At 58.5% G+C, this 11,888-nt stretch carries 12 protein-coding genes; all 12 read right to left on the bottom strand.

The features are described 5' to 3' along the window. Positions 1 to 99 precede the first annotated feature (99 nt). The gene (gene der / locus MO767_RS19810; protein WP_129438180.1) at positions 100 to 1,569 is read right to left on the bottom strand and encodes a ribosome biogenesis GTPase Der; all 1,470 of its coding nucleotides are present in this window, start codon (positions 1,567 to 1,569) and stop codon (positions 100 to 102) included. A gap of 139 nt (positions 1,570 to 1,708) precedes the next feature. Further along, the gene (bamB, locus tag MO767_RS19805; protein ID WP_129438182.1) at positions 1,709 to 2,860 is read right to left on the bottom strand and encodes an outer membrane protein assembly factor BamB; all 1,152 of its coding nucleotides are present in this window, start codon (positions 2,858 to 2,860) and stop codon (positions 1,709 to 1,711) included. Next, on the bottom strand, positions 2,853 to 3,494 hold the full coding sequence (locus MO767_RS19800) for a tetratricopeptide repeat protein (protein WP_129438184.1): 642 nt from the start codon (positions 3,492 to 3,494) through the stop codon (positions 2,853 to 2,855). The genes bamB and MO767_RS19800 overlap by 8 nt, the downstream gene beginning before the upstream one ends. Before the next feature lie 40 nt (positions 3,495 to 3,534). After that, the gene (gene hisS / locus MO767_RS19795) at positions 3,535 to 4,824 is read right to left on the bottom strand and encodes a histidine--tRNA ligase (RefSeq protein WP_282375262.1); all 1,290 of its coding nucleotides are present in this window, start codon (positions 4,822 to 4,824) and stop codon (positions 3,535 to 3,537) included. A 23-nt stretch (positions 4,825 to 4,847) separates the two neighbouring features. After that, the gene (gene ispG / locus MO767_RS19790) at positions 4,848 to 5,957 is read right to left on the bottom strand and encodes a flavodoxin-dependent (E)-4-hydroxy-3-methylbut-2-enyl-diphosphate synthase (RefSeq protein ID WP_149418278.1); all 1,110 of its coding nucleotides are present in this window, start codon (positions 5,955 to 5,957) and stop codon (positions 4,848 to 4,850) included. A gap of 3 nt (positions 5,958 to 5,960) precedes the next feature. Further along, entirely contained in the window at positions 5,961 to 6,989 is a 1,029-nt protein-coding gene (locus tag MO767_RS19785; protein WP_282481874.1) for a RodZ family helix-turn-helix domain-containing protein, read from the bottom strand. After that, a complete protein-coding gene (gene pilW / locus MO767_RS19780) occupies positions 6,989 to 7,747 on the bottom strand; it encodes a type IV pilus biogenesis/stability protein PilW (protein ID WP_282481873.1) in 759 nt (252 codons plus the stop codon). The genes MO767_RS19785 and pilW overlap by 1 nt, the downstream gene beginning before the upstream one ends. Positions 7,748 to 7,759: 12 nt before the next feature. Beyond that, positions 7,760 to 8,908 carry a 23S rRNA (adenine(2503)-C(2))-methyltransferase RlmN gene (gene rlmN, locus MO767_RS19775; RefSeq protein ID WP_059403385.1) on the bottom strand — a complete coding sequence of 383 codons (1,149 nt, stop codon included), beginning with the start codon at positions 8,906 to 8,908 and terminating at the stop codon, positions 7,760 to 7,762. 28 nt (positions 8,909 to 8,936) lie between these two features. Continuing rightward, positions 8,937 to 9,362 carry a nucleoside-diphosphate kinase gene (ndk, locus tag MO767_RS19770; protein ID WP_007916882.1) on the bottom strand — a complete coding sequence of 142 codons (426 nt, stop codon included), beginning with the start codon at positions 9,360 to 9,362 and terminating at the stop codon, positions 8,937 to 8,939. A gap of 92 nt (positions 9,363 to 9,454) precedes the next feature. Further along, entirely contained in the window at positions 9,455 to 9,655 is a 201-nt protein-coding gene (gene iscX, locus MO767_RS19765) for a Fe-S cluster assembly protein IscX (RefSeq protein ID WP_282481872.1), read from the bottom strand. Between the two features lie 14 nt (positions 9,656 to 9,669). Next, on the bottom strand, positions 9,670 to 10,011 hold the full coding sequence (fdx, locus tag MO767_RS19760; protein ID WP_282481871.1) for an ISC system 2Fe-2S type ferredoxin: 342 nt from the start codon (positions 10,009 to 10,011) through the stop codon (positions 9,670 to 9,672). Positions 10,012 to 10,013: 2 nt separating this feature from the next. Next, the gene (gene hscA / locus MO767_RS19755; protein WP_282481870.1) at positions 10,014 to 11,876 is read right to left on the bottom strand and encodes a Fe-S protein assembly chaperone HscA; all 1,863 of its coding nucleotides are present in this window, start codon (positions 11,874 to 11,876) and stop codon (positions 10,014 to 10,016) included. Positions 11,877 to 11,888 lie beyond the last annotated feature (12 nt).

Here is an 11,888-nt window from a genome sequence, read left to right as displayed (position 1 = left end):
GCTCTAACGGCGGCGCGGGAGCATCCGAGAATAGCCCAAACCACAGGCATGAAAAAGGGCGCCATTGGCGCCCTCCTCATTTCACGGGAAAAACCTGAATCAGCGCTTGTCGCGGCGCTTCTTGTCGGCTTTCTTGTGGTGCGACATCATCCGGCGCTTCTTGTTGACCTGGCGGTCGGTGAGCGAATTCTTGTTGCCTTCGTACGGGTTCTCGCCGCCCTTGAACTCGATGCGGATCGGCGTACCGACGAGTTTCAAGACACGGCGATAAGTGTTTTCCAGATAGCGCACGTAAGACTTCGGCACTTTCTCGATCTGGTTACCGTGAATCACGATGATCGGCGGGTTAGCACCACCCAAGTGGGCGTAACGCAGCTTGATCCGACGGTTGTTGACCATCGGTGGCGCGTGCTCACCAACCGCATCTTCCAGAATCGTGGTCAGGCGGTTGGTTGGCCAGCGGGTGACCGCAGACTTGAACGAGTTCTGTACGGAGGCGTAGAGGTTGCCCACGCCCGTGCCGTGCAGGGCCGAGATGAAGTGAATGTCGGCGTAGTCAACGAAGAACAGTCGACGTTGCAGCTCGACCTTCACGAAGTCTCGCTCGCTCGGCGTCATGCCGTCCCACTTGTTGATCGCGATCACCAGCGCACGACCCGACTCAATGGCGAAGCCCAGCAGGTTGAGATCGTGATCGACCACGCCTTCGCGGGCGTCCATCACAAAGATCACCACGTTGGCGTCTTTGATCGCTTGCAGCGTTTTGACCACGGAGAATTTTTCGACTTCTTCGTGGATCTTGCCGCGTTTGCGCACACCAGCGGTGTCGATCAGCGTGTACTTCTCGTCGTTACGCTCGAACGGGATGTAGATACTGTCGCGGGTGGTGCCGGGCTCGTCATAAACGATTACCCGGTCTTCACCGAGCATGCGATTGACCAGGGTCGACTTGCCGACGTTCGGGCGGCCGATGATGGCGATCTTGATACCGTCTTTTTCGCTCGGGCCAGGAATGCGCTTGGCTTCCTCGCCTTCGGCAACGATCTCCTCTTCGCCATCTTCCGGCTCCTCTTCGTCTTTCGGGAAGGAGCTCAGAGCGATTTCAAGCATCTGGGTGATGCCACGACCATGCGCACCGGCGATTGGGATCGCGTGGCCCATGCCCAACGGGGCGAATTCAGCGCGGGCCATTTCAGGGTCGATGTTGTCGACCTTGTTGGCAACCACGTAAGAACGCTTGTTACGTTTGCGCAAATGCTCGGCGATCATCTGGTCGGCGGCGGTGAAACCGGCCTTGGCATCTACCAGGAACAGAACGACATCCGCTTCTTCAATGGCCAGCAGCGACTGCTCGGCCATTTTTTCGTCCATACCGTGCTCGTCACCGGAGATACCGCCGGTGTCGACCAGAATGTAGGAACGCCCTTGCCACTTGGCCTCACCGTATTGGCGATCACGGGTCAGACCGGACAAGTCGCCGACGATGGCGTCGCGAGTCCTGGTCAGGCGGTTGAACAAGGTGGACTTGCCGACGTTCGGTCGGCCCACCAGGGCGATTACGGGAACCATGCGGCTCTCCACTTCGTTATTTCAGAAAATACAAAAGCCGCTGCGAGGCAGCGGCTGGTGCTCGGGGCAGCACTTGGGAGTGCTGCGAACCCCATGAAACGGGGCTGCCTGGGGTTTAACCCCAAGCATAGTCAAACCTTTACTTAATGGTCAGGGCTTCCAGTTTGCCACTGTTGCCATACACATAAATCGTGTCACCCACCACCAGCGGACGGGCACGCAGGCCGTCGCTGTCGATGCGCTCGCGGCCGACGAAACGACCGTCCACCTGACTCAGCAGGTGCAGGTAGCCTTCCATATCACCGACTGCAACATAGCTGGAGAACACTTCCGGAGCCGACAGTTGACGACGGGCCAGCGAATCGTTGCTCCACAAGGCTGTGGTGGAACGTTCATCGACGCCTTCAACGGTGCCCGAAGACAGGCTCACGTAAACGCTGCCAAAACCTTGGGCTACACCGGCATAGCTGGAAGCATCACGCTGCCAGAGCTGACGACCGCTTTCCAGATCCAGTGCCGCAACGCGACCCTGATAGCTGGCGACATACAGCGTACCGCCGGACAGCAACAAGCCACCGTCGATATCGACCACACGTTCCAGTTCCGAACGACCTTGTGGAATTGCTACACGTTGTTCCCACACCGGCACGCCGTTGGAAATATCGAGAGCGACCACTTTACCGGTCGACAGGCCAGCCACCGCGAGGCGATTGGTGACGATCGGCGCACTGGTGCCGCGCAGGGTCAATACCGCCGGAGTACTGTCATACAACCAGCGCTGGGTGCCGGTAGCAGCATCCAGACCGATCAGACGGTCATCCTGAGTCTGAACTACAACGACATCACCGTTGTTGGCCGGTGGAGCGAGGACTTCACTGGACACGCGAGCGCGCCATTTCTCTTCACCGTTGATGGCGTCCAGGGCAACGATTTCACCCTTGATCGTACCGATCAGGAGCAGACCGTAACTGACGCCGACAGCGCCGGAAACAGGCAGTTCGAGATCTTTCTTCCATTTGACGTCGCCATTGCTGCGATCCATCGCCATCACCACACCGGTGACGTCGGCGGCATAGATGGTATCGCCATCGATCGCCGGAACCAGCATGTTGTACGATTCGCCCTGACCGTCACCGATCGAACGACTCCACTGCTTGTGCAGAACCACTTCTTCTTTGAAGTCGGTCAACTCGGCTGGTGGCAGTTCTTTTTTGCTGTTGCTGCTGCAACCCGCGGCCAATATGGCCAGAGCCAGCAATGCTGCATGTTTCCAACGAATCACGTCACGCATCCCCTTTGGCCAGGTCGTCCAGCTTGATTTGTAGGCCACCCACTGCCGCTTCATCCGACAGTGCCGCCTTGGCTTTTTGATACGCCGTGTTCGCTTCGTCGGTACGACCCAGCTGCACCAGCAGGTCGCCTTTGAGTTCTTCGCGAGTGGCCAGGAATGCTTTATCGGCATCGCCTTCGAGCAGTTTCAGGGCTTCATCGGCCTTGTTCTGCGCGGCCAGCACCTGTGCCAGACGCTGACGAGCAATTTCGCCCAGCGCCGGATTGGCCGGTTTGGCGACAATGGCCTTCAGCTCGCTGGCTGCGTCATCCAGCTTGCCACTGTCGACCGCAACTTTTGCCACGAACAGGCTGCCGTACTGCGCGTAAGCGCTACCGCCGAACTCGCTATTGAGCTTGCCGGCCAGGTCCGCAACACGGGCGGCATCAGGCTTGCCGTCTGGCGTCAGCGTGGTTTCCAGCAGTTGCTGATAGAGCATCGAGGCGCCTTGCGACTGATTGCTCTGATACTTGTGAAAAGCCTGCCAGCCGAACACGATGACCAGCGCCAACAGGCCGCCAGTGACCAGGGGCTTGCCGTTGCGTGTCCACCAGTCCTTCAAATCCGCCAGATGTTCGTCTTCGGTACTCGACACCCCAATACTCCTTAATCGCTAAATCGGCTGTTTGACAGCTTCAACCCTGCACGACGCAGGTGGCCAGGTGTGCAGCAAGCGCATCCCAGGCAATGCTTTGTTGTTCGCCCTGGCCACGCAGGGGTTTGAAACCTACCACTTGCTGGGCCATCTCGTCGTCACCGAGGATCAGCGCGTACAACGCACCGCTCTTGTCGGCTTTCTTGAACTGGCTTTTGAAGCTGCCGGCACCGGCATTCACTTGCAGGCGCAGGTTGGGCAATTGATCACGAACACGTTCACTCAGGGCCAGACCGGCCAACTCGGCGGCTTCACCGAAGGCGCAGAGGTAAACGTCGACCTGACGTGAAATCTCTTCCGGGATCTGCTCCAGGGTTTCAAGCAACAGCACCAGGCGCTCGATGCCCATGGCGAAACCAACGCCTGGGGTCGGCTTGCCGCCCATCTGTTCCACCAGACCATCGTAACGACCACCGGCACACACGGTGCCTTGGGCGCCCAACTGGTCGGTGACCCATTCGAAAACGGTCTTGCTGTAGTAATCCAGCCCGCGAACCAGCTTCGGGTTGATCACGTAAGGAATGCCGGCGGTGTCCAGGCGAGCCTTGAGGCCCTCGAAGTGCACGCGGGATTCTTCGTCGAGGTAGTCGGCCATTTTCGGCGCATCGACCAGCACGGCTTGAGTGTCAGCGTTCTTGGTATCCAGAACCCGCAAAGGGTTGGTTTTCAGACGGCGCTGGCTGTCTTCGTCCAGCTTGTCCAGGCGGGCCGAAAGGAACTCGACCAGCGCTTCGCGATAACGACCGCGGGACTCGGCGGTGCCCAGGCTGTTGAGCTCGAGCTTGACCGCATCACGGATGCCCAGCTCGCCCCACAGGCGCCAGGTCAGCACGATCAGCTCGGCATCGATGTCCGGACCATCGAGGTTGAAGACTTCGCAACCGATCTGGTGGAACTGGCGATAACGGCCTTTCTGCGGACGTTCGTGGCGGAACATGGGGCCGATGTACCAGAGTTTCTGCACCTGGCCACCGCCGGTGATGCCGTGCTCGAGCACAGCACGCACGCAGGCCGCTGTGCCTTCGGGGCGCAGGGTCAGGGAGTCGCCGTTGCGGTCGTCGAAGGTGTACATCTCTTTTTCGACGATGTCGGTCACTTCACCGATGGAGCGCTTGAACAGCTCGGTGAACTCGACGATCGGCATGCGGATCTGCTTGTAACCGTAGTTATCCAGCAAACGCGAGACGGTGCCCTCGAAATGACGCCACAGGGGAGTCTGCTCGGGCAGGATGTCGTTCATGCCACGTATGGCTTGCAGAGACTTGCTCACTATAAATCCTTAAATTCGTTCGATCAGCCGCGGGCGATTACTGCTGCGTCGGCTTCGACCTTTTCGGCCGCTTTCTGGCGGATCAAGCGTTCAAGCTCATCCACCAGATTATCATTCGTCAGTTTCTGCGACGGCTTGCCGTCGATGTAAATCAGGTTTGGCGTGCCGCCGGTCAAGCCGATATGGGCTTCCTTGGCTTCGCCCGGTCCGTTGACCACACAACCGATGACCGCGACATCCAGCGGCACCAGCAGGTCTTCGAGGCGCCCTTCCAGCTCGTTCATGGTTTTGACCACATCGAAGTTCTGCCGCGAGCAACTTGGGCAGGCGATGAAGTTGATACCACGGGAACGCAGGTGCAGGGATTTGAGAATGTCGTAGCCGACTTTCACTTCCTCGACCGGGTCGGCCGCCAACGAGATGCGAATAGTATCGCCAATCCCTTCGGCGAGCAGCATACCGAGGCCCACGGCGGATTTCACCGTGCCTGAACGCAAACCACCGGCTTCGGTGATGCCCAGGTGCAGCGGCTGGACGATTTCCTTGGCCAGCAAGCGGTAAGCGGCAACGGCCATGAACACGTCGGAGGCTTTCACGCTGACCTTGAAGTCCTTGAAATTCAGGCGTTCAAGGTGTTCGACGTGACGCAGAGCCGACTCGACCAGCGCTGCCGGGGTCGGCTCGCCGTATTTCTTTTGCAGGTCTTTTTCCAGGGAACCGGCGTTCACGCCGATGCGGATCGGAATCCCGCGATCACGGGCGGCATCGACTACCGCACGTACGCGGTCTTCGCGACCGATGTTGCCCGGGTTGATTCGCAGGCAGTCAACGCCCAGTTCGGCTACACGCAGAGCGATCTTGTAGTCGAAATGGATGTCGGCAACCAACGGCACCTTGACCAGTTGCTTGATCTTGCCGAAGGCTTCAGCAGCGTCCATGTCGGGCACGGAAATTCGCACTATATCGACGCCAGCCGCTTCCAGACGATTGATCTGGGCCACGGTGGCAGCTACGTCATTGGTGTCGCTGTTGGTCATGCTCTGCACAGCGATAGGCGCATCGCCGCCAACGGGCACGTTACCGACCCAGATCTTGCGGGATTCGCGACGTTTGATTGGAGATTCGCCGTGCATGACTTATTGACCCAACTTCAGGCGAGCAGTCTCGCCACTGGTGAACGGAGCGACATCAACCACCTGACCGTTGTAGCTGATCTGCGCGCCACGGGCGAAGCCCAGACGCACGGTAAACGGTGGCTTGCCACTCACGGAAACGTTTTCGCCTTTGCGCTTGAGACCGCTCAACAACACCTTGCCGGTGCCATCGGTCACTTGCGTCCAGCAATCGGCAGTGAATTGCAGTTGAACCCGACCTTGGCCGGCAACCGGAGCAGCCGCTGCCGGAGCGGGAATGGTCGGAGTAACCGAAGCGCTCGCAGGTGGGGTTGATACAACAGGAGCAGTCGGGGCAGGCGCGACGGGGGTCGCGACAACCGGAGCAGTGCTGTGGGCAGCTGCAGCGGGCGTTGGCGCTGGTACAACCGGTGCAGCAGGCGCAGTCGCTTCAACTTCGGCCGGTGCTTCACTCGAAGTCTCGGCTTGCGGCAACGCAAGCGCGGTTCCGCCTTCAGCCTGACCTTCCGCGACGGCCTGGTCTTCCGGCTCGTCCAGCGGATGGATCTGGGTGGTGCCGTCAGCGCCTTCGACTTCAACGTGTTCCGGGCTCAGGCTAGTCAGGTCTTTGGTGCGCAATGAGGTTTGATCCTGCCACCAGACAAAACCACCACCAATCACTGCGAACAGCAACAGCAGGCTGACAATTCGCAAAATGGTGTGGGAAACCCGAACAGGCTCTTCGATACGTCCCAGGCTATGAACGTTGCTGCCCTGGGAGTCGGTGCCGGTGGATTGGTCGAACTGTTGGACCAGTACGGTTTGATCCATGCCGAGCAATTTCGCGTAGGCGCGAATATAACCGCGAGCAAAGGTATGCCCAGGCAGCTTGTCGAAAGCGCCGGCTTCCAGATTGCTCAGGGAATTGACGGTGAGGTTGAGCTTGAGGGCCACTTCGGCCAGCGACCAGCCATTGCTTTCGCGGGCCTGGCGCAATGTCTCACCGGGATTAACGCGATTCGCTGCTACAACTTCGGGATGCGCCGCTTTCATCATTGCTCCGACAGGTATTGCTGATATTCCGGCGTACCGGGATAGAGTCGTTTTAGTTGCAGGCCAAAACTGGCGGCCTTGTCGCGATCGTCAAACACTTTTGCCAGCCGAACGCCGAGCAATAGACTACGTGCATTTTGCTCGGCGAGCAGGCTAAAACGATCGTAATAGCCACGCGCGGGCACATAATGCCTGTCTTCGAAGGACAACTCAGCCATTTCCAGCAATGCACGTGGCTGTTGGCGATTCAAACGCAAGGATTTTTCCAACTGTTGCTGCGCCAGATCGCGCTGCCCCAGCTTCGAAGCGGTCATTCCGAGGTTCTCGAACACCCGCGAACGCTCAGGATACAAGGTATCGGCGGCGGCCTGTTCAAAGCGCTCGTACGCCTCTTTGTAACGTTTCTCTTCGAAAAGAAAACTGCCGTAGTTGTTCAGGATGCGCGCATCGTTGGGGCGGGAAGACAGTGCCTTGCGAAAATGCTGATCCGCCAGCTCCGGCTCCATCTCGGCCTGGAATACCAGACCCAGCGCAGCGTTGGCATCCGGATCCGAGTCATCCAGATCCAGCGCTTTTTTCAACGGTACTTTCGCCCGTTCGGTCATGCCCTGCTGCAAGTACCCCAAGCCCAGCTGCACATAGGCAACGCGCGCTTCATCGCGGCCCTTGCTGGTCTTCATCGGGTTGAAATCGCCCGACAGGACACAACCAGCACACAGGCTGGCCAATAGCAAAAGCAGCGCGAAGCGCAGGGACATAGAGATCCTCTCTTAATTATTGTTCGCAGCGTTCTGTGCGATATCGTTTTCCGCGCTTAATTCGCGCACGGCGATATAACGTTCGCTGCGACGGGTGCGATCCAGCACCTGTCCTACCAATTGGCCACACGCGGCATCGATGTCTTCACCGCGGGTGGTGCGTACGGTGACATTGAAGCCGGCATGGTGAAGCTGATCCTGGAAACGACGAATCGCGTTGTTGCTCGGGCGCTCGTAACCGGAATGCGGGAACGGGTTGAACGGAATCAGGTTGATCTTGCACGGGATGTTCTTGAGCAGCTCGATCATCTCAACGGCGTGCTCAACCTTGTCGTTGATGTCCTTGAGCAAAGTGTACTCGATGGTCAGCACGCGTTTTTCGCCCAGGGACGACATGTAGCGCTGGCACGACTCGAGCAGCATCTTAAGCGGATACTTCTTGTTGATCGGTACCAATTGGTTACGCAATGCGTCGTTCGGTGCGTGCAGGGACAGCGCCAGGGAGACGTCGATGTGCTTGGACAGCTCATCAATCATCGGCACCACACCCGAGGTAGACAGGGTTACGCGGCGCTTGGAGATCCCGTAGCCCAGGTCATCCATCATCAGATGCATGGCGGCCACGACGTTGTCGAAGTTCAGCAGCGGCTCACCCATGCCCATCATCACCACGTTGGTGATGGCACGGTCGGCGGTCGCCGGGATGCTGCCGAACGATTTATTGGCAATCCACACCTGGCCGATGACTTCGGCGGCAGTGAGGTTGCTGTTGAATCCTTGCTTGCCGGTGGAGCAGAAACTGCAATCCAGGGCACAGCCTGCCTGGGACGAAACGCACAAAGTGCCGCGTTTGCCCTGGGGAATGTACACGGTCTCGACGCAGCTACCGGACGCCACGCGCACCACCCACTTACGGGTGCCGTCGGTGGAGATGTCCTCGCTGACAACTTCAGGACCGCGAACCTCGGCAATAGCCTTGAGCTTGTCGCGCAAGGCCTTGCTGACGTTCGTCATGGCGTCGAAATCATCAACGCCAAGGTGGTGAATCCATTTCATTACCTGACCGGCACGGAAACGCTTCTCCCCGATTGAGTCGAAGAATTTTTCCATTTCCAGCTGAGTCAGACCCAGCAGGTTGGTTTTTACAGTCGATGTAGTCATGGATTCACCTTCACTCTTAAGCCAATGCTTAGCGAGTGGTTACTTCAGTAGCTGCGAAGAAGTACGAGATTTCGCGAGCAGCAGCGGCTTCGGAGTCCGAACCGTGTACGGCGTTGGCGTCGATGGAATCAGCGAAGTCAGCGCGGATGGTACCGGCAGCAGCTTCTTTAGGGTTGGTAGCGCCCATCAGTTCACGGTTCAGAGCGATAGCGTTTTCGCCTTCCAGAACCTGAACGACAACCGGACCGGAGATCATGAAAGCAACCAGGTCGCCGAAGAAACCACGAGCGCTGTGCTCAGCGTAGAAGCCTTCAGCTTCAGCTTTGGACAGTTGCTTCAGTTTCGAAGCTACAACGCGCAGGCCAGCTTTTTCGAAACGAGTGGTGATCTCGCCGATAACGTTTTTTGCAACAGCGTCAGGCTTGATGATGGAGAAAGTACGTTGAACAGCCATGGTGTAACTCCAGAAACGGTAATTTGCGAAAAATTAAACCCGCGAATTATACGCGGGTTCTTTGGTATTGCCTAACTGCATACGGCGCAGACTCAGTCTGCTTCTTCGATCCAGGCGGCCTGAATGGCTTCAAGCACCTTCTCGCCACCGCGGGTCGGATCATCACTGAACTCCGGCAATGCCAGCACCCATTTGTGCAGATCGACGAAGTTCACATAACGCGGATCCATATCCGGCTTGGATTCAGCCAGCTGGATCGCGATTTCCAGCACATCAACCCATTTCAGACTCATTTCAGTTCCTTGAATCAGTGCGGCGCTTCGGCCGCATGGTTGAGCGAGTATTTCGGAATTTCGACAGTCAGGTCTTCATTTCCGACGATCGCCTGACAGCCTAGACGCGATTGCGCCTCCAGACCCCAGGCACGATCAAGAAAGTCTTCTTCCAGCTCATCCGCTTCTTCCAGCGAGTCGAAACCTTCGCGGATGATGCAGTGGCAGGTGGTGCAGGCGCAGACGCCGCCACAGGCGCTTTCCATCTCGATATGGTGTTCATGGGCCAGCTCGAGAATGGATGTACCGGGCTCAGCCTCCACAACCATGCCTTCCGGACAAAACTTATCGTGTGGCAGAAAAATGACCTGCGGCATCGTTATTCCTCAATCTCATTCAAGTTGCGCCCCGCCAGCGCGGCTTTCACCGTCGAGTCCAGGCGGCGGGCAGCAAAGGCGTCGGTCACTTGCGACAGACGCTTGGTCTGCTGCTCGATGGCGTAACCATCAGTACCTTTCATCAGTTCGGTCAGGTCCTGCATCTGCAACTCGATGACCATGCGCTCTTCGGCGTCGAGCAAGCGCTCGCCATCGACATCGAGGGCGCCCTGCACCGCTTCGATCAGGCGCTGGGCATCGACCTGCTGCTCACGCAACACACGAGCGACCTTGTCGTCGTTGGCGTGTTGGAAAGAGTCCTTGAGCATCTTGGCAATTTCTCCATCCGTCAGACCGTAGGACGGCTTGACCTGGATGCTAGCCTCAACGCCCGAGCCCAGCTCGCGGGCAGAAACACTGAGCAGACCGTCGGCATCGACCTGGAAGGTCACGCGAATCTTCGCCGCACCAGCCACCATCGCCGGAATGCCGCGCAATTCGAAGCGTGCCAGGGAACGGCAGTCGCTGATCAGCTCGCGCTCGCCCTGCAGTACGTGAATTGCCATGGCCGATTGGCCATCTTTATAAGTCGTGAAGTCCTGAGCACGGGCGACAGGGATGGTGGTGTTGCGTGGAATCACCTTCTCCATCAGTCCGCCCATGGTTTCCAGCCCCAGGGACAACGGAATCACGTCAAGCAACAGCAACTCATCGCCATCACGCTTGTTGCCAGCCAGGGTATCGGCCTGGATCGCGGCACCAATGGCCACCACTTGATCAGGATCGATTTCGGTCAGCGGCTCGCGACCGAAGGCCTCAGCGACGGCTTCGCGGACGCGAGGCACACGAGTCGAACCGCCGACCATGACCACGGCATGCACTTCTTCCAGCTCGATGCCGGAATCACGCACAGCGCGGCGACAGGCTTTCAGGCTGCGAGCAACCATCGGCTCGATCAGCGCATTGAAGGCCTCACGGGTCAGCTCGGCTTTCCAGTCGCCACAAGCGACTTCAACGGTCGAGGTATTGGTCAGGGCTTCTTTGGCCGCACAAGCGGTTTGCAGCAGATGGCGTTGCGCACCCGGATCGAGGTCGGCGGACAGACCGGCGCTCTCGATGATCCAGCCAGCGATTGCGTGGTCGAAGTCATCGCCGCCCAGCGCGCTGTCGCCGCCGGTAGCCAAAACTTCAAACACACCGCCGGTCAGGCGCAGAATCGAAATATCGAAGGTGCCGCCACCCAGATCATAAATAGCGACCAGGCCTTCAGCGTGTTGATCCAGACCGTAAGCCACAGCAGCTGCGGTCGGCTCATTGAGCAAACGCAGCACATTCAGACCGGCCAGTTTGGCCGCATCCTTGGTGGCTTGACGCTGAGCATCGTCGAAATAGGCCGGAACGGTGATCACCGCGCCTACCAGTTCGCCACCCAACGTCGCTTCGGCGCGCTGACGCAGCACTTTCAGGATATCGGCGGAAACTTCGACCGGGCTTTTCGGCCCCTGAATGGTGTCGATGAACGGCATGTGCGACTCGCCGCCGACGAAGCGGTACGGCAGTTGATCGCCCAATTGCTTGACGTCGGACAGACCACGACCCATCAAGCGCTTGACCGACAGCACGGTGTTTAAAGGGTCGGTGGCGGCAGCCAGTTTGGCCGACTCGCCGACCTCGACACGATCGGCGTGGTAGCGCACGGCAGACGGCAGGATGACCTGCCCGTCAGCGTCGGCAAGAGGTTCGGAAAGACCACTGCGCAACGCAGCGACCAGCGAATTGGTAGTGCCCAAGTCGATCCCCACAGCCAGACGACGCTGGTGCGGTTGAGGACTTTGGCCGGGTTCGGCGATCTGCAGTAGGGCCATCGTTATCAGGAC

This window comes from Pseudomonas sp. UYIF39, from assembly GCF_029963765.1.
Lineage (GTDB): Bacteria > Pseudomonadota > Gammaproteobacteria > Pseudomonadales > Pseudomonadaceae > Aquipseudomonas.
Note: the sequence above shows the minus strand (reverse complement) of the source record. Positions and strands in the feature narration are given on the sequence as shown.

Coding starts and splice junctions, on each gene's coding strand:
- pilW (WP_282481873.1), bottom strand. CDS start 7,747: ATGTCCCTGCGCTTCGCGCTGCTTTTGCTATTGGCCAGCCTGTGTGCT.
- ndk (WP_007916882.1), bottom strand. CDS start 9,362: ATGGCTGTTCAACGTACTTTCTCCATCATCAAGCCTGACGCTGTTGCA.
- hscA (WP_282481870.1), bottom strand. CDS start 11,876: ATGGCCCTACTGCAGATCGCCGAACCCGGCCAAAGTCCTCAACCGCAC.
- der (WP_129438180.1), bottom strand. CDS start 1,569: ATGGTTCCCGTAATCGCCCTGGTGGGCCGACCGAACGTCGGCAAGTCC.
- MO767_RS19785 (WP_282481874.1), bottom strand. CDS start 6,989: ATGAAAGCGGCGCATCCCGAAGTTGTAGCAGCGAATCGCGTTAATCCC.
- fdx (WP_282481871.1), bottom strand. CDS start 10,011: ATGCCGCAGGTCATTTTTCTGCCACACGATAAGTTTTGTCCGGAAGGC.
- ispG (WP_149418278.1), bottom strand. CDS start 5,957: ATGCACGGCGAATCTCCAATCAAACGTCGCGAATCCCGCAAGATCTGG.
- bamB (WP_129438182.1), bottom strand. CDS start 2,860: ATGCGTGACGTGATTCGTTGGAAACATGCAGCATTGCTGGCTCTGGCC.
- rlmN (WP_059403385.1), bottom strand. CDS start 8,908: ATGACTACATCGACTGTAAAAACCAACCTGCTGGGTCTGACTCAGCTG.
- iscX (WP_282481872.1), bottom strand. CDS start 9,655: ATGAGTCTGAAATGGGTTGATGTGCTGGAAATCGCGATCCAGCTGGCT.